Here is an 18008-nt window from a genome sequence, read left to right on the forward strand (position 1 = left end):
AAATTTAATTTTCCTTCAAGGTATAAGGTAATGGAACAAAAAATATTAGTCGTTGAAGATAGCCGACCATTCCGACGAGTTATCGAAAACGAGCTAAGAAAAGCGGGTTATACCCCAGTTCTAACCGATACGATTGCGGGAGCAGAAAGAATTTTAGACGAAGGAACTGATTTTCTATGCGCGATTCTTGATTACTGTTTACCCGACGGTCAAGATGGCGAAATTATAGATCTTTGCCTTTCTGTTGACGTTAAAGTGATAGTCTTAACCGCTTTAATGGATGAAATAACACGTGAACGCGTGCTCGCTAAAACGGTTATTGATTACATCCCAAAAGACAGCCCAAGCTGTATTACTAGCATCATCCCTATATTGAAGCGACTCGAAAATAACGGTGATCACAAAGCACTCGTGGTTGATGACTCGATAACGGCTCGTAAGTATATTCGTAGCTTACTTGAGCGCCAATATCTTACCGTCATTGAAGCCAGTAATGGTAACCAAGCTTTAGATATTATAACGAAAGAAAAAGATATCTCTTTAGTGATCACAGACTACTCGATGCCTGAGCGTGACGGTGTTAGCTTAATTAAAGAACTCAGAAAGCGCTTTCGTCCAGGTCAACTCGCGGTTATTGGCCTATCGGCGAGTGACGAAGCTTCGCTAACAGCTCGGTTCTTAAAAGCAGGTGCAAACGATTTTTTAAAAAAGCCATTCAACCAAGAAGAGTTCTACTGTCGTCTACACAGTACCTTGAATATTCTGGATTCTGAACGCAACCTTTACCTGCTCGCCAATAAAGATTATCTCACCCAATCTTGGAACCGCCGCTATTTCTTCGAGCAGCCACTGGTAAAAACGTATAAAGGCCCGCGATGTTTAGCATTAATTGATATTGATAACTTCAAGCTACTCAATGATACATATGGCCACCATATTGGTGACATCGTGCTGATCGAGTTATCAAACACGTTAAAACGTTACTTTCCAGATGCATTGGTTGCTCGATTTGGCGGCGAAGAGTTTTGTATTCTTTATGGCAATTCATTCCCCATTTTTAACCAACGCTTACAAGCACTGCTTAACGATATTGCCGAGACTGAATTAACCATACTCAGTAACAAAATAAAATACACCATTAGCCTTGGTGTGGTGAATGCCGATGCCAACATTCATGAAATGATCCGTCGTGCCGATGCATGCCTTTATCAAGCCAAAGCCAAAGGCCGAAATTGCCTCGTTGGGGAAAATGAATAGATTCATTCGTTGCTTGCTAACTTAATACGCCAGCAAGCAACCTTTTATTTTCAACGAACCCTATATTTTCAACGAACCCTGGCTAGATAATAGTCACTAGCGGCTCTTCTAGACCTTGCCACTCTACATCTGCAATAAATACTTGGGCGGCTGCATCAGCACTTTCAGCAGTTGTTATAACCATTTGTTTACCGTCTTCACCACCAAATGCCACCATCGTTGGGCTTTCTGCTGGTACAGGTACTTTATGCGTCACTTTGCCTTCTGGACTGATCCGTAAAACAGAACGTCCACCATACATTGCCACCCAATAGCCCCCTTCGCTGTCAACACTGGCACCGTCTGGACGGCCATCGCTTTCGGTCAAATCACAGAAAACCTGACTTTCGCCATATTCCCCTGTTTGAGGATTATAGTCTGCTCGGTATACCAAGCTTGTCCCGGTATCAGCCCAGTATAAATAATGCCCACAAGGTGAAAATGCCAGACCATTACACGTCCATGCATACATCGGCATCGGCTGAATTTGGCGATCCGCAGTCAATTGATAAAATTGCCCTTGATCGCCGACTTTGGCACCGTTACGCGTTCCAGCAACAAAATGTCCACTTGGTGCAGCACGACCATCATTAAAACGCATACGTGGATATTCAGAAATAAGTGGTGCCACCAGCTGACGTTCACCTTCCCAGCAATCGAGACTATATACCCCTGATTTTGCAGCAAGGATAAAACCCTCATCACGCCACATAGCGAAACAACCTAGCTGCTCATCCCAACCACGAACGTCTAACTGATTGTCGCGGTAACGCCACAGCTCTCCATTCGCAATATCTACCCATAGCCATGCCTTATTTCGCCAATCCCAGCGCGGACACTCCGCCAACTTGAACGGCTTATCACTGATAGGTGTCAAATTTACTGATAACAGCTGAACAGATTCCATGATTAATCCTTTTATATCGACTTTCCGTAATCCTCTTGAGCATAAGAGGAATTATACTATGGCTATTTAAACAAAGGTTACCCGTAACATCCAGCCAAACATGCGGTGAATAATGATAAAGAAGCAACTCACGATAAAGACAGCTCTACCGACATTTTGAAATAAGCAACGTCACCTTTATAGAAGCGATCTCCTTGGGGCTTCATACCAAAGCGAGAATAAAAACTTAACGCTGATTCTCGTGCATCACACCAGAAATACGTAACATTACTCTTCGTCAGCTGTTGTACGATTTCCGTAATTAGTGCAGTTCCTATACCTTGTTGCTGATAATTTACTAAGGTCGCGAACTTTCTCAACCTCGCAGCCTGACCTTCAATAAACACTGATGCCACGCACACTAACTGTTCATCGATATACACACCGTAGTGTTGACCGTTATCATCGCCTGATACTCGGCAAAAATCCTCATCATGATTTGGCCAAAGTACCTGGTGACGAATGGGCAATGTCTGTTCTGATTCTATTTGTACAATCTTCACCGTCTCTAACGCTCCTCTGTGTTCTGGTGCAAGCTAACAAGCAGTATTAGGCATAAATAAAAAAGAAATAGGTCTTAACCAACTCTCTGTAGAAATGTACAATTGTTATTCAATAGTGAGACTCAAACACTGTGGTTAAAACTAGAAACCGCTGCTTCTGACAACAGCTAGCTCAAAACAACATCATTCCTCTTTTATTTACCATGGTGCTGATACCCGCAAAGTATTGGCTATTTTGCCAAAAACATTAGTTCGACTGGAACCATCATTTTATGTACAAACGTTTCGAAAAGCTGTCATCAGCATTTCCCCCCCATGAACCTGAACAGCCGCCAAAAGGCTTATTTGCTTTTTGTCGCTACTATACCCGCGGCTTTGAGTTGCCGTTAATCGCGATGTCGATCCTCAGTGCGCTTATTGCCATTGTCGAAGTCGCCTTATTTGGTTTTATGGGACAACTCGTTGATTGGTTAAGCGTTCATAACCCCGAGACCTTCTGGGCTGAAGAAGGGGGCAAGTTAATCGGCATGGGCTTACTGGTCGTCATTGTTGTCCCAATACTGATCACGCTACATTCACTGATTGTTCACCAGACGCTATTGGGGAATTACCCCATGTCGATTCGTTGGATGGCTCACCGCTACCTGTTACGTCAAAGTGTTTCGTTCTATCAAGATGAATTTGCTGGCCGAATTGCCACCAAAGTGATGCAAACAGCACTCTCAGTACGTGAAACCGTGATGAAATTACTCGACGTATTGGTCTACATCATCGTGTATTTCACCTCAATGGTGGTGATGATTGGTCAGTCTGATTCTCGGTTGATGATCCCTATGCTGCTTTGGCTTGCCGCTTATATTGGTATCCAACTCTACTTCGTACCTAAGCTGAAGCATGTCGCAACAGAGCAAGCAGATGCACGTTCAACGATGACTGGCCGCATTGTCGACAGCTACACCAATATTTCAACAGTAAAACTGTTTTCTCATACTAACCGCGAAACCGAATATGCCGAGCAAGGTATGTCGGGATTTATGAATACCGTCTACCGCCAAATGCGCCTAGTCACCGGATTTAATATCTCGGTAGAAGCCATTAACTACCTTTTGGTCTTTGCCATTGCGGGCTTATCTATTTGGCTTTGGTCAAGTGCAGCCATAACCATTGGCTCGATTGCCATTGCCGTTAGCCTTGCATTACGTATCAACGGTATGTCGAAATGGATCATGTGGGAAGTGGGCGGTTTATTCGAAAATCTTGGTACTGTTGTTGATGGCATGAAGACCCTGTCTCAACCGGTTGCGATTAAAGATAAGCCCAATGCGCCAACACTTAATGTAACCCAAGGTGGCATTGAATTTGATAATGTCAGCTTCCATTACGGTGAAGGTAAAGGCGTTATCGAAAAGCTTAACCTCAATATTAAACCGGGTGAAAAAGTCGGATTAGTGGGTCGCTCTGGCGCGGGTAAATCCACCTTGGTTAACTTGTTAATGCGTTTCCACGATGTTGAATCTGGTGCGATTAAAATTGACGGTCAGACCATTTCAGACGTTAAGCAAGATTCTCTTCGTGGTCAAATCGGTATGGTGACACAAGATACTTCCCTGCTTCATCGCTCTATTCGTGAGAATATTTTATACGGCCGGCCTGATGCATCAGAAGAAGAATTACTAACCGCAACCAAGCAGGCGCACGCTCATGAGTTTATTGAAACCTTAACCGACCCCTATGGTAACTCGGGTTATGATGCCCAAGTGGGTGAACGAGGCGTAAAACTGTCTGGTGGACAACGCCAGAGGGTTGCCATTTCCCGTGTGCTGCTTAAAGATGCACCGCTGCTTATTCTCGATGAAGCTACTTCCGCGTTGGATTCAGAAGTTGAAGCCGCTATTCAGGAGAGTTTATATGAGCTAATGGAAGGTAAAACGGTTATCGCTATCGCGCACCGTCTATCGACTATTGCCGCAATGGACCGCCTGATCGTGTTAGATCAAGGCCAAGTCGTCGAGCAAGGCTCACATCAAGAGCTACTCGAACACAACGGTATTTATGCTCAGCTATGGGATCACCAAACCGGTGGATTTATTGCGAGTGAGGTTGAGGCACAAGAAGCTTAAACCCAAGGCCCGATAATATATTGAGTAACAAAGGCTTCTGCATGTACCTATACTGGTCAGCAGAAGCCTTTTTCTATCGTTTCGCCCGTCTTTCGCTTCAATTTAACGCACAGCCTTCTGTTCGATCTCCAGAGTACCTTCAGCAGCGTTTACAGCGGCATGATACAAAAACTGCTGATCGCCATAATGTTTGAAAGTAAAATGATACTGCCTAACTGATTCTAGTATCACTTCATTCTCGACAGACATAAGCTCATAGCCATCTTGCTGATAAAGCTCAGACGCCATAACTTTACCCATCGCACGACGTTGCTCACTCTCACGCTCAAACACAGGTTGTACTGACGGGTTGGATGGGTACGCATTACCATCATGCATTAATTGACGATATGCGCCATTACTCCACACTATAATATCGCGCCAACCGTTTTGTTCTGTATCTGCGACAAGAATAGGCATTTTGGTCACACTCATCTGTGATAACACATTACCGTCACCATCAAAAATATAGGCAGTACAGCCACCGCTACCGCAGAAGTAACGATCTTGCATCAAGACAAAAGCTTCATGTTGACCATCACCATTTAAGTCTGCTTTGCCCTGTTGATAACCAATATTATCTTTTGCAAGAGATAACCCTTCCGGCTGTAGAATCTTTTCATCGACCAATTCGGCAATACTTACATCACTTAACCCAGTGCTAGACAACGGCATAGTGAGATTAAGGTAGTTGTTGTCAGGGGTAAATTCTGACGAACTTTCGCACCCAGTAAGCATTAATATTCCGACACCTGAACATGCGTATAATAATGACGCCTTGTAATTCATTCCCTCTCCTAAAAGTGCGCTAAAACTATCAATATATAGCCATATTAAACACAGCTACCGCATTTTTGACAGCATGTGCCACTGTTTTGACTCACTTATGATACCGATCAACAAAAAGACAACAATAGAGGTGGGGAAGTAGTCATTTAACAACAACAGTGTTATTACATTAGCCGTGTTTTATTTCCTTACCGTGCTTAATTATTCAAGCCAAACCTAAATGGATACACAGCAAGAAAATGAAACATCTGTAAAAACAATTGCATAGATGATTTTCTAGAATGCTAATTGATACAAAAAGCAGTACCGCTGACAAGGGGTCGGCGGATTAACAAGGAGTAATTACAATGCTTTGCCCTGATTGCAAACAGCCAATGATTAAAACTAACACCAACGATAATCATTGTGTCGACATTAATTGCCCACCTACTCGCACTCAATGCCCAAAGTGTGAATCAGACAAGACTCAAATCACCAGTAAGAGTATTAGTGACGTAGCGCTAACCTGCGATGACTGTCACGAAGAGTGGGTCGTTTCACGTAGCTAGATATTCGCCCTAAACGATAGCGGCCATGCCGTGAGTGATGATGACTGTTTATTACATCACAAGGTTCTATAAAAAACCCCTGTTCAGGAAAGAACAGGGGTGAAATTTGATGATTTACTCAGTTACACCGCTTTAGCGTCAGGCCAGTGTTCGAAGTAAATATGCTTCGCTTGCCAGTCTACTTTATCAGGGTTATCAGCAAGTAGCATTTTAGCCACAGTGAAAGAAAACTCGAAACTTACACCAAGCCCCCTTCCGGTAATAAACTGATCAGACACTACCACCTTACGCTCAACATATTCGCCATCGTCGAATTTCTCGGCCAATTTGTCACCAGTGGTATAAAGACGACCTTCTAACAAGCCATGTGCAGCAAGTACTTTTGCGCCTGATGAACACAATGCACAGATATATTTCCCATCGCTAATATGTTGCTTTAGGAACTCAATCACCATTGGGTTGGCAGTAAGGTTATCAGTACCTTGCGGACCTCCCGGCATCATGACAGCGTCATAACGCTTATCTAAACAGTTGATAAGTGTATCGTCAGCCGTAATCCGTGTTTCAAAGTAGGTCTTTAATGCCGTTGTCTCCATGCACGAAAGTACGTCGACCTTGATATCTAGGCGGCGCATGATATCAATAAATACAACAGCTTCACCTTCTTCAAAGCCATCAGCTAGTAGCACAGCAACATGTTTTTCTGTCATCACTTCAGTCTCATCACTTGATTCAAAATGGAACGCATAAAACGCTGCACCTGCTACTTGGGGGGAATCGCGCAGGTGCAGCGAAGGTAAGGCACAGAGAGGACACCTTACCCATAATCATGTGCAACGTTATAGCTGACCAGCACTGCCACAAACGGTAATTTTTTCCATCACTACTTTCTTCATCGCTTCTTTACCAGGAACAATATAGTGGCGAGGGTCGTTAGCGTTCGGGTTTTCAATGAAGTACTGTTTTACGGCATCTGAAAAGGCAATTTTCAGCTCTGTAGCAACATTCACTTTGGTAATACCAAGTTCGATACAACGGCGTACATCTTCATCTGGCACACCAGAAGCGCCATGTAGTACCAATGGCACATCTGTTTTGCTACGAATCAAACCTAGGCGATCGAAATCTAAGCGAGGCTCTTCTTTGTACATACCATGTGCAGTACCAATAGCGATAGCAAGCGAATCAATACCAGTACGGGTAACAAATTCAAGCGCAGCATCAGGATCGGTATACAAAGCGTCTTTGGCATCCACAATCAGATCATCTTCTTGCCCGCCTAGACGACCAAGTTCTGCTTCCACCGAACAATCCCAGCGATGACAGAAACTCACCACTTTCTTAACTAACTCGATATTTTCTTCGAAACTAAAGTGTGAGCCGTCAATCATGGCCGATTTGATCCCGGTCTCCACTTTCTGCTGAATATCAGAAAATGATTCATGGTGATCTAAATGCAATGAAATAGGTGTTTTGTATCGCTTGGCCGCTTCCTTACAAATACCAACCAAATAGTCAGTTCCTGCATATGAATACGTGCCAGGTGTACCAGCAAGAATAACCGGAGAGGCCATTTCAGCCGCCGTTTCAAGTACCACTTGAACTGTTTCCAAGTTATGAATATTAAAAGCAGGGACAGCGTAACCGCCTAGCTGCGCTTTATGGAGCATTTCGCGAGAAGAAACCAGAAACATATAAAACCTCAAAACCTTCGTTAGCTTTCGGTTTAATCATATTCGAAAACAAAAACAAAAGAAAAGATCTAGATCACATAAACACTTTCAAAGCGAAAGATTATGAAATCAAAAGAAATGATACATTTTCGATGTGTAACATGTGATTCCCTTCCTAAGCAGGTTATTCTTTGGCCTTTCCGCTCTACCAAGTAACACTTCCAGCGTTTTATGCCGAATAGTTTGTTTTTCCAGCCTTCTAGATAGTGGGGTTTGCTCTTGGGTATAATCTGAATGGAAAATAACCACAACCTCTTTCGTTTTGAAAGTGCCTAATACGCTGGCATCAATCGAAGGGATCGAAACGGAAAAATCTCCGAATTCTACTTCAAAAGGCTGGCATTCAGTGTCCCATAGCCCAGTTCGTTCACCGCAAAATAGTGCAATATTCAAAGCTCGTAATGACCAAAAGCTACTCGCAGGCCCACTGTAGTTATCAATAAGACGAGGATCTTCAGCAAACACCCCCTGAGTTGGTGCGCCATTTTTTAATGCACCTTGCGAAATGAAATAGCGGAGGCTACTTTGCAATGCATGTTTCGCTTCGCCGACGGTCAACTGCGATGGGTATGCTTCATCAACCCCTATGCCCAAATCAACCGCTGCCAATTGTGGCGCAGATACCGCCAAGCGATAACATGCACTACGACCAAAGAAAGGCAGACCTTGCGGGGTAAAGAAGTAGCGATAGCCATGAATGAACTCAGATAAGCTCTGGCGGATAAACTGAGGATCAAATTCAGGATCAATTTGCTCAATCCAATACAGGGAATAGAAGAAACCCCACGCATTATAATAGTCATAATTGCCTTTCGCCCCGTCGCGAAACCAACCATTGCCGACATAAAACTCTTTGATCCGCGCGTAGCGGTCTAACTCTACGGTATCTTCCCCTGTTAATGCCTTTACCACGAGTTGAACCGTTAACGGAAACAGGTGCCAATTATTATCGACCGTTTGGCAGTGATTAACTTGCTTGAACCAAGTGATCACTTGTTGTTGCTGGGCGGCTGAAAATTTCTGCCAGACCCAATCTCGACTCAGCCACAATGCCAGGGCCAAATCGGCACTTTCGCAAATACGCTGATCATAGTCGTGCAGCTCCCCCCAATAACCTCGGTGAGAAGGATCGGTTCCTGCAACAAAAGCCTTCGCTAAAATATCAGCAACATCGATAGTATTACCATTTAGCCCTGTTAGATCTGATCTACCTTTCTGCTGATATAGCCAAGCGCCCAGTGTTGGCAGCACCCGACTGCACCCTTCCATGGCATCGGTTCTAGCACTCTGCTGGCTAGGACGGCCCGGATAATAGGCATGGGTATAATCCCACACTGCATAATGGTCGAACGCCTCAGCAACATACTGAACCAATAAATCACATTGTTGACGTATTGAGTATTCGGAGGTTGAGAATGCCTGTTTGATCCGTTCATCATGCTGTTGATAGGCGCCTTTTTTATGGCGTAGACGAATAAAGTTTTCCTTGCACAATTTAAGATACATCGCTGCATCTGGGTGTTCATAGGGGATTTTCGGACGCGGCTTGGCTGTAATAGTCTTTTGCATGTGGTTAACTCAACTTAAAACAGAAAGGCCTCCGAAGAGGCCAATATGGAAGGTTATTTTGCTGACTCCGTTATGATTTCATAACGATCCTGCCCCCATGCAATTGGCGCAGGCTTATCTTTAACCCAGTTATAGAAAGCGGTTCTCAGCTCTTTCACTTTCTCAGGGTGTTTATCAGCTAAGTTAATTGATTCTGCAGGATCTTCTGCGTAGTGGTACAGTTCGAATTCTGCATTGCCATCATCGTAATAGTGCAGTGACCAGTTTTGATCTTTAATTGCCCACTCACCTTTAGAGTGGCGCTCGATGTACGGGCTAGGAATGAATTCCTCTTCTTCGAAGGTGATCCACTTCCAGTAATGATTCCAGAAATCACCACTTTCTGGTGAATAGTGCAACGCTCGAGGGCCTGCCCAGTAAAGGTACTTATGCGGTTCCTGCTCTTCACCCATAAACAGCGGCATAATGTTCTGGCCATTTACATTCATTTCAGTTGGGACGTCAATGTTCGCGGCTTCTAGCGCCGTTGGCAGGATATCCATCGCTGAGATCATCGTATTATTTACTTGACCTTCAGGGAGCTGTCCCTTCCAGTGAGCAATAAACGGTACGTGAACACCACCACGGTAACGAGTTCCCTTAAACGCACGATCCATGCCGTTCATCGGCATTGGCGACTCAAATACTGCTCCGTTGTCCGATAGGAAGAAAATAAGGGTATTTTCATACTCGCCCATCTCTTTGAGCTTATCGACAATTTTACCGATACCTTCGTCCGATGCGTTTACATGGGCGTAATACTTATCGACTTCAACATTTCCGGTATTGAAGCGATCCATATACTTGGCTGGTGCCGGATCTTCTAATGGAATGTGCGGCACACTATAGGCAAGGTTAACAAAGAAAGGCTTATCATCTTTATTTGCCTGCTCAATAAACTTCACCGTTTCATCGGTAAGATTGTGAGTAATATAACCAGGTGCAGGAACATTTTCGCCATTGCGGAATATCGCCGGAGAATCATATAAGGCAACACCAGAAGCGTAGAAGCTGTAAGAGTAATCAAAACCACGCTCTTCTGCGCCAAAACCTTTTTCAGCAAATGGGATCTCATTCTCATGGTAGTCACGAGTACGTACATCTTCAGGGACTAATTTTTTAGTCACTGGCGCATTGTGCCATTTACCAATATTAGCCGTTGCATAACCGTTGTTGGTAAATAGCTCCGGTAGCAAAGTGATGTCCTGAGGGATACCAAATTTCGCATCGTCGTTACTGTATGTACCAAAACTATGTGGGTTACGACCAGTCATCATTCCCGCACGAGAAGGGCCACACACAGGTGTCGCTACATAGGCGTTGGTCATTCGCACGCCTTCGTTTGCTAACTGGGTAATATTAGGCATTGATCGCTTGGCTGCATCATACAGCTTGTCAAAGTCGCCATCATAACGTTCAGCAACAGGACGTTTTTGCAACTCTGCTTTATCAATGGTATCCATTGCAAAATCAAGCTGCGCTGTGCCGAGATCATCCATAACGATCAATAATACGTTTGGTTGCTCAGCTGCTTCAGCCGCAATAGAAATTGCAGGGGCTGCAGCACAAGCGGCTGCAACAAGACCAGCTAGTACCGTCTTCTTCGATGAGGACAGCTTCATGGTTTACTCCTTTACTCGTAGGGTCAGTTAGCCTTCATTCGGGCTAAAAGTGGCATTACATTAGCGGCATTGCCGCCTTGTTGTATTTCTTGAGCCATTAAGTGCATCGCTGGCGCTGTATGGCTAAAAATTCTTTGGTAAGAAGTACATAAGTAGTTATGCTTCTGACGTTCTCCCTCAACCGCTTGAATACGATGTTTCGGGCAGCCACCAAAACAAAGTGCTTGGTAGTCACACTGCTTGCATTGCTGGGTAAGCCTTGATGATTTGGCGCTACCAAAACGACGCTGCTGTTTACTGGTTGCCAGAGTTGCGATATTGGTTTGACTGATGTTGCCAAGCTTATTGGCAGGATAGACGTAATGATCGCAGGAATAGACATCGCCATTGGCTTCAATCACCATTGCTTGCCCACACTCACGCGACTGCACACACACTGAGGCTGGATAGCCCATCCACGTCGCTAGCATGCTGTCAAACATACGGACGTATACTTGACCAACGTCTTCTTTAATCCACTCATCAAACACATCCGCCATAAACTGACCGTAACCATGAGGTGGCACTGAAAACGGTGCGAGTGTATTTTCCTCACTACCCAGCTGGGTATAGTGACCTTTATTAATGGTTTGGCATTCGGGCTGTAGCTCTACAATGGGAATAAACTGCAGATGCTGCGAACCGAGGGCTTTCAAAGCGCGATAGGTTTCCCGGCCTTTGTGCCAGTTCTGGTCGTTAATTACGGTTAGGGTGTTGAATGGCACCCCGTTCTCTATAAGTAATTCAATGGCTCGCTTAACACGCTCAAAGGTAGGACGGCCATTGACTGAAATACGATATTTATCGTGCACTTCTGAAATGCCATCGATCGACACTCCAATTAAAAACTGATGGTCGGCAAAAAACTGTGCCCATTGCTTGTTGATAGCCACCGCATTGGTCTGGAAGCTATTAGTAATATTTTTTCCATCTGCATATTGCTGCTGGTACTTCACTGCTTGCTTATAGAAGTCAATGCCAGCAAGGGTCGGCTCACCGCCCTGCCACGCGAAATCGATATCATTGCTATCCTGCGAGCGGATGTAATCACGAATGTAGCGCTTAAGCATGCCGTCGGTCATATAATCCGACTTTGGCGCTGGTGCCACAGGCAAGGAGTTTTCTTTTTCAAGGTAGAAACAATAATCACACTTCAAGTTGCAGTGAAAACTGGTTGGCTTTGCCATCATATGGAAGCGTGCTTTTTGTGTTTGGCTCATTTTCTACCTTTCTTTTTCTCGAAGAACTACGAAAGATAATACGAAAGCAAACGAAGAAAACAAGTGATATAAATCACAGTAAAATAGAATAAAAAACAAACAAAAGGTAGTTTAATTGATTATCTTGAAGAAAAGCAAAAGTGAAAGTGGCGTCGAAAGATAAGTGAAAGAGTAAGTTACACCAGAAATAGTAGGTTACCATCTTCTTTCATTAGTCACTGTTCTACACAGATGGTTACAGGATTATTTTATATATTGTAGAAAGATTTTAATACAAAACTATAAAATAAATAGTGTTCATGAGGAAGTAACCATGTCTAGCTTTAAAATCACCCATAGGGCCGCAACAAAAATCTCCGAAAAGATCGCCTATAAAATTACTCAGCTACTCAAATTTATGCTCAATATATTCTACGGAAAAAAATATGCGAAACGAGCTGTGATACTCGAAACCATTGCCGCGGTTCCTGGCATGGTGGCAGGTATGTTCAACCACCTGAAGTCACTGCGCAGAATGAAGGATGATGAAGGTTGGATTCGAGAGTTGCTCGACGAGGCTGAGAATGAGCGTATGCACCTTATGATTTTCCTCGATATTGCTAAGCCAAGCTGGGCTGAAAGAATGCTCGTTTTACTGGGGCAAGGCGTATTCCTTGTTGTGTACAGCTTAATTTACTTACTTTCTTCAAGAACAGCCCATCGAGTCGTGGGTTATTTCGAAGAAGAAGCATGTAAAAGCTACACCGAATACCTTGAGAAAGTGGACTCGGGCGAGGTCGAAAATACGGAAGCACCCGAAATTGCGATTAACTACTACAATCTACCAGCGAATGCGAAGTTAAGAGATGTCATTCTTCGTATACGTGAAGATGAAGCTGGCCACAGAGATCGAAACCATGCCTTTGCTGATGCCTACGAAAGCAAAACGTTACCTGCTCATCAAAATTAATTGATAACTGAATAAAAGCAGTAAGCTCCCCCCAATAATAGAGAATAGATTATTGGGGGGATATCAAAGCAGTAAAGCCCAACAAGCATAGGGCAATTCAAGCTCTACCAGTCGAATTACTTAACGCTCGATTCTCGGATCTTTAATTCTGTACGAACAATAACTTGTGCGTACTCATCACTTTTTAACAACGATTGAACGGTATCATTTGCCATTTGTTGATAGTTTATCGCGACAGATGACAGGCTAGGATGTTGATAGTCGTTAAAGGAAATATTTTCAAAACCAATCAGTCCAATATTATTTAACCTTACGTTATCGGTTTCCCTCATTCTTCCGATAAAGCCATGTGCAATGGCATCTGACGCACACACTACAGCATCAATTTCAGGCAATTCAATAAACTTATTGACCGCCAGAGAACCTAGCTTTTCAGAGTAGCCGCAACCTATGACTATAGGCGTCATACCATTCTCTAAGATGGCTCTTCTGTACCCTACCTCGCGATTTCTGGCCGATAACTTTGTTTCATCGCCACCAATGAAAGCGATGTGAGAAAACCCAGAATCAGCCAAATGTTTCGTTGCCTCATAAGAGCCACCTTCATCATCTGTCGTTACATTAATGGCTAAATAATCTTCCGAAACACACCTGTCTATTGAAGCAATGTTGTAGCCAGATTCGACCAAACTATCGATAAATACAGAATTATCAGTTAAGCCAACAAAAACGGCCGCACATATCGACTTCGAATTGAAATTGTCTCTTATCCGCGCTTCAGCTTCTGCTAAATCTTCATCCTCATGGAGCATCTCCACCAGCAAGGAGTGGTCGTGCAGTTTAGTGGCCATTATGAAATTAGACACCACCCCCATCACATAAGACGAGTCCAGATTATTCATATGACCATCGGCGGTATCGTTAGTTGTCGTATGAATATATAAAGCAATAACTTTCTGCGGGATCCCCTTTAGGACTGAAGCAAAACGGTTAGGCTTGTAGTTATGGTCAGATATCGCATCCAGCACCTTTTTTCGGGTCTTTTCGGGGATATCAGGGTAATTATTGATGACTTTAGAGACGGTGCTTCTCGAAACCCCAGCAATTTTCGCAATCTCACTACTATTGATGTTTCTATTACTGCTCATGGTCGATCTTTTTGTGAAGTGTGCCAGTAGAATACCGAAATTATCCCCTATTTAAAATTCAAATTATCGAATTGATCACAAATCACGAACAGCTGTTAGTGATAACCTTAACCCCAACGAACAGCTGTTAGTGAATTTTTAAGTGTTTACGAACAGCTGTTCGAAATAATAATATTTCAACTCCAATAACGTAGGTTCTCAATGAACAAGCAATTTAGTGTCGATAGCTGCAAGGTTTCTTTTGATGTCTCTAAGCCGACAGAAAATCTAATGTGTGAAGTATCCCACCAACAGATAGAAGATGCTGTTTTCATCCATCTAACGATGAAATCAGAAACACCGATCGAATTCCCTGAATGCCAGTTAGATATCACCTTTCCTTTAGATGATATGCACTCCTTGTGGACCCCTTGCGTACACGGTCATCCAAAATCGCTTAGAAACAAAGGGATCCCAGAAATATGGACCAGCTTTTCTAGTCATATAAGCCATGTATCGCCTGTCGGTTGTTTCTATAACCTTAATGGTAAAAACAAAGTTGCGTTTGCGTTCTCTGACATCAAGAATATTGTCAAAGTCCAAGCAGGGGCATATGAAGAAGAGAAAGCTGCGAAAATAATCATGAGCCTGTTCACGGTCAAAGCAGAACCAATGACCGAATACACAGCCACGCTTCGGTTAGACCGAAGCGATATTGGGTATCATGACGCGATTTCACGTATGACCAAATGGCACGAGGATCTCCTCGATAATAGCCAAATGCCAGTTCCACCAGCAGCATTAGAGCCGGTCTATTCAACCTGGTATTCCTTCCACCAAAATCTTGATCAAAAAGAGATTGAAGACCAGTGTGAAGTTGCCTCTAGCCTAGGGTGTAAAACGATCATTTTGGATGACGGCTGGCAAACTGATGACAACAACCGCGGTTACATGTTTTGTGGCGACTGGGATGTATCCAATAAACGATTTCCTGATATGGCTGAGCACGTCGCAAAAGTTCAGTCGATGGGCATGAAATACATGCTTTGGCTAAGCGTCCCATTCGTTGGCAAAGGCTGCAAAGTATGGGATGAATTTGAAACAAGCCTGCTTTTTTATAGWGAACAAAATGCCACGGGAACCCTTGATCCAAGATACCCAAAGGTTCGAGAGTTTCTTGTTTCAACGTACTGCCGAGTCGTCTCAGATTATGGCTTAGATGGCCTTAAATTAGATTTTATCGATGAGTTCGATATGACCTACGCAACAGGCAAAGCGCTGCTACCTGATCCCGACAGAGATACGGAATCGCTACCAGAAGCAGTCGATCGCCTAATGATGAGCGTGCGCGAAGAGCTCACAAAAATCAACAGCGACATCTTAATCGAATTCAGACAACGCTATATTGGTTCAATGATCCGCAAGTACGGCAATATATTCCGCGTTCATGACTGCCCACATGATTCGATTACCAACCGCGCAGGCATCATGGATCTTCGCTTGTTCTCTGGTAATACCGCTATTCATTCTGACATGTTCATCTGGTCAGAATCGGATAGTGTCGAAAGTGCAAGCCTACAGTTCATCAACACGCTGTTTTCAGTGCCACAAATATCACCAAACCTGAAGACATTGCCGCCTGAGCATCTGGCAATGACCAAACATTGGTTGTCTTTCTGGAATGAACACAAGCAAATTCTATTGAACGGCGAACTTCATTCCCATTACCCAGAAATGCATTACCCCGTCATTGAATCAAAACTTGATAACGAAAAACTCATCTCTATACACGCAACCATGATTTGCGACGTTTTTAGTGACGGAGAAGACAAAGTCACCATCGTAAACGGCGCGATGGAAGAGTCATTGGTATTACGTTGTGAAGAACCGACCAAGGTTGCACTGTCTGTCTATGACTGCCTAGGGAATAGAGTCAGTTACACCCCGAGCCATACCATTGAGAGATTAGACACGATAGAAGTGCCAAAATCTGGATACGTCACACTAGACACGGTAGCCGCTGAAAAATAACGACAAGGAATAGTACATTATGAGTAATGCATTAACGAAGAAGGTCAATTTAGGCACCAAGATAAGTTTTGGCTTGGGTGGTTTTGGAAAAGACTTTGGTTTAAACGTAATTAATGTCTTTCTATTCTTTTACTACACTGACGTAGTTGGTGTTTCAGCAGCGTTCATTGGTACCGTTTTCTTGATTGCCCGTATTTGGGATACCGTCAATGACCCTATGCTTGGCTATATTGTTGCTAAAACCAAATCAAAATGGGGGCGCTATAAACCGTGGATTTTGATTGGCAATATATTAAACGCAATTGCCATTGTTTCATTGTTCTCAGCCCATCTATTTGATGGCACAACACAGCTAATATTCATTGCCATCACCTACATCTTTTGGGGCATGACCTACACCATGCTTGATGCTCCTTTCTGGTCATTAGTTCCAACTATTACACTCGATAAGAAAGAGCGCGAAGGCTTGATGCCTTATCCACGCTTATTTGCTACTGCAGCAAGTTATATCGCGGGCGGTGCCGGTGTTTATCTAGTCACGATGCTTGGCGATGGTGATGACGGTAAAGGCTACCTCATGTTTGGTGTCATTGCGGCGGTGTTAGCAATAGTCAGTGCGGTTATAACCTGTATTTGGACTAAACAAAACTTTGAGGAAGACCCTAAAGCGGCAGAAGCATTTAATATTACGGCAGCTCGTAAGGCGATCTTCAAGAACGAACAGTTTCTAGCCCTTGTTATTATGTCACTATTCTACAACGTGGCAGTGAACTTTATGGGCGGCCTGAACCTGTACTACTTTACGTATGTACTGGGTGACGCGAAGCTGTTTGCAACATCAATGATGTTTGGCGGGATTGTCGGTGTAGGCTCCCTGATAGTATTTAAGCCGCTTGTGATGAAAGTTGGCCGCAAAACACTATTCAATGCCGCTTTGATCATGCCGCTGCTTGGTGCAATCACCCTGTTTTGTGCAGCCAGCGTTTCGGCTGATTTTAAGGTTATTCTTGCTAGCTTAGCAGGCATATTCCATGGTTTATCTTCGGCTATGTTCTGGCTGATCCTGTTAATCATGGTGGCTGATACGGTTGACTATGGCGATGCAAAAAACAACGTGCGTTCTGAGAGTATTCTTTACTCAGTAAACACGTTGGTCAGTAAATGCTCTGGTGCATTAACCGGTTTCCTCGTTGGTATTTCGCTTACTGCGATTAACTACATGCCAAACCAAGAACAAACGGCTGAAACCTTGACTGGACTACAGTTCATCTATGTTGCCCCAGCATTCCTATGCCTCATTGCTTACTTTATCTATAACAGAAAATATAAGCTGAATGATTCCGAGCTAGATAATATTCAAGAAAACTTGAAGCTTAAATACAGCTAGCAAACAACCATATACGAGCAAGCCTCTTCGGAGGCTTTTTTTATAAAGGCT

At 43.7% G+C, this 18008-nt stretch carries 14 protein-coding genes; 5 read left to right on the plus strand and 9 right to left on the minus strand.

Translation table 11 applies throughout. The features are described from left to right. The first annotated feature begins 30 nt into the window (after positions 1-30). Positions 31-1257 (plus strand): response regulator, encoded by a 1227-nt coding sequence (locus tag L4D09_RS21480; RefSeq protein ID WP_428459575.1) that lies wholly within the window; start codon positions 31-33, stop codon positions 1255-1257. Between the two features lie 82 nt (positions 1258-1339). Here L4D09_RS21480 and L4D09_RS21485 read toward each other — a convergent pair whose 3' ends face one another. Both L4D09_RS21485 and L4D09_RS21490 read right to left on the minus strand, forming a co-directional pair. Continuing rightward, positions 1340-2203: an SMP-30/gluconolactonase/LRE family protein gene (locus L4D09_RS21485; protein ID WP_428459576.1), complete on the minus strand. Its 864-nt coding sequence runs from the start codon at positions 2201-2203 to the stop codon at positions 1340-1342. 128 nt (positions 2204-2331) lie between these two features. Next, positions 2332-2745: a GNAT family N-acetyltransferase gene (locus L4D09_RS21490; protein ID WP_428459577.1), complete on the minus strand. Its 414-nt coding sequence runs from the start codon at positions 2743-2745 to the stop codon at positions 2332-2334. A gap of 272 nt (positions 2746-3017) precedes the next feature. Here L4D09_RS21490 and L4D09_RS21495 point away from each other — a divergent pair, with 272 nt between their 5' ends. Further along, positions 3018-4865, plus strand: coding sequence for an ABC transporter ATP-binding protein (locus L4D09_RS21495; protein ID WP_428459578.1), 1848 nt, complete (start codon positions 3018-3020; stop codon positions 4863-4865). 102 nt (positions 4866-4967) lie between these two features. Here L4D09_RS21495 and L4D09_RS21500 read toward each other — a convergent pair whose 3' ends face one another. The 6 genes from L4D09_RS21500 to L4D09_RS21525 form a co-directional block, all read right to left on the minus strand. Further along, positions 4968-5693 carry a hypothetical protein gene (locus L4D09_RS21500; protein ID WP_428459579.1) on the minus strand — a complete coding sequence of 242 codons (726 nt, stop codon included), beginning with the start codon at positions 5691-5693 and terminating at the stop codon, positions 4968-4970. Between the two features lie 670 nt (positions 5694-6363). Then, a complete protein-coding gene (locus L4D09_RS21505) occupies positions 6364-6951 on the minus strand; it encodes a DJ-1/PfpI family protein (RefSeq protein WP_428459580.1) in 588 nt (195 codons plus the stop codon). Positions 6952-7080: 129 nt separating this feature from the next. Continuing rightward, positions 7081-7935: a tagatose bisphosphate family class II aldolase gene (locus tag L4D09_RS21510; RefSeq protein WP_428459581.1), complete on the minus strand. Its 855-nt coding sequence runs from the start codon at positions 7933-7935 to the stop codon at positions 7081-7083. A gap of 108 nt (positions 7936-8043) precedes the next feature. Beyond that, on the minus strand, positions 8044-9543 hold the full coding sequence (locus L4D09_RS21515) for a DUF2264 domain-containing protein (protein WP_428459582.1): 1500 nt from the start codon (positions 9541-9543) through the stop codon (positions 8044-8046). Positions 9544-9596: 53 nt separating this feature from the next. After that, positions 9597-11204 (minus strand): sulfatase family protein, encoded by a 1608-nt coding sequence (locus L4D09_RS21520; RefSeq protein ID WP_428459583.1) that lies wholly within the window; start codon positions 11202-11204, stop codon positions 9597-9599. A gap of 23 nt (positions 11205-11227) precedes the next feature. Continuing rightward, positions 11228-12463 carry an anaerobic sulfatase maturase gene (locus tag L4D09_RS21525; RefSeq protein WP_428459584.1) on the minus strand — a complete coding sequence of 412 codons (1236 nt, stop codon included), beginning with the start codon at positions 12461-12463 and terminating at the stop codon, positions 11228-11230. 313 nt (positions 12464-12776) lie between these two features. Here L4D09_RS21525 and L4D09_RS21530 point away from each other — a divergent pair, with 313 nt between their 5' ends. Beyond that, positions 12777-13412 (plus strand): alternative oxidase, encoded by a 636-nt coding sequence (locus tag L4D09_RS21530; protein ID WP_428459585.1) that lies wholly within the window; start codon positions 12777-12779, stop codon positions 13410-13412. Between the two features lie 116 nt (positions 13413-13528). Here L4D09_RS21530 and L4D09_RS21535 read toward each other — a convergent pair whose 3' ends face one another. Continuing rightward, entirely contained in the window at positions 13529-14560 is a 1032-nt protein-coding gene (locus L4D09_RS21535; protein ID WP_428459586.1) for a LacI family DNA-binding transcriptional regulator, read from the minus strand. 201 nt (positions 14561-14761) lie between these two features. Between L4D09_RS21535 and L4D09_RS21540 the strand changes: the two genes are divergently transcribed. Both L4D09_RS21540 and melB read left to right on the plus strand, forming a co-directional pair. Beyond that, positions 14762-16570, plus strand: coding sequence for a glycoside hydrolase family 36 protein (locus L4D09_RS21540; RefSeq protein WP_428459587.1), 1809 nt, complete (start codon positions 14762-14764; stop codon positions 16568-16570). A gap of 19 nt (positions 16571-16589) precedes the next feature. Continuing rightward, positions 16590-17957: a melibiose:sodium transporter MelB gene (gene melB, locus L4D09_RS21545; protein ID WP_428459588.1), complete on the plus strand. Its 1368-nt coding sequence runs from the start codon at positions 16590-16592 to the stop codon at positions 17955-17957. Positions 17958-18008: the final 51 nt, after the last annotated feature.

Source organism: Photobacterium makurazakiensis, assembly GCF_050336715.1.
Lineage (GTDB): Bacteria > Pseudomonadota > Gammaproteobacteria > Enterobacterales > Vibrionaceae > Photobacterium > Photobacterium makurazakiensis.

Coding starts and splice junctions, on each gene's coding strand:
- L4D09_RS21485 (WP_428459576.1), bottom strand. CDS start 2,203: ATGGAATCTGTTCAGCTGTTATCAGTAAATTTGACACCTATCAGTGAT.
- L4D09_RS21535 (WP_428459586.1), bottom strand. CDS start 14,560: ATGAGCAGTAATAGAAACATCAATAGTAGTGAGATTGCGAAAATTGCT.
- L4D09_RS21510 (WP_428459581.1), bottom strand. CDS start 7,935: ATGTTTCTGGTTTCTTCTCGCGAAATGCTCCATAAAGCGCAGCTAGGC.
- L4D09_RS21515 (WP_428459582.1), bottom strand. CDS start 9,543: ATGCAAAAGACTATTACAGCCAAGCCGCGTCCGAAAATCCCCTATGAA.
- L4D09_RS21505 (WP_428459580.1), bottom strand. CDS start 6,951: ATGACAGAAAAACATGTTGCTGTGCTACTAGCTGATGGCTTTGAAGAA.
- L4D09_RS21530 (WP_428459585.1), top strand. CDS start 12,777: ATGTCTAGCTTTAAAATCACCCATAGGGCCGCAACAAAAATCTCCGAA.
- L4D09_RS21520 (WP_428459583.1), bottom strand. CDS start 11,204: ATGAAGCTGTCCTCATCGAAGAAGACGGTACTAGCTGGTCTTGTTGCA.
- melB (WP_428459588.1), top strand. CDS start 16,590: ATGAGTAATGCATTAACGAAGAAGGTCAATTTAGGCACCAAGATAAGT.
- L4D09_RS21525 (WP_428459584.1), bottom strand. CDS start 12,463: ATGAGCCAAACACAAAAAGCACGCTTCCATATGATGGCAAAGCCAACC.
- L4D09_RS21500 (WP_428459579.1), bottom strand. CDS start 5,693: ATGAATTACAAGGCGTCATTATTATACGCATGTTCAGGTGTCGGAATA.
- L4D09_RS21495 (WP_428459578.1), top strand. CDS start 3,018: ATGTACAAACGTTTCGAAAAGCTGTCATCAGCATTTCCCCCCCATGAA.
- L4D09_RS21480 (WP_428459575.1), top strand. CDS start 31: ATGGAACAAAAAATATTAGTCGTTGAAGATAGCCGACCATTCCGACGA.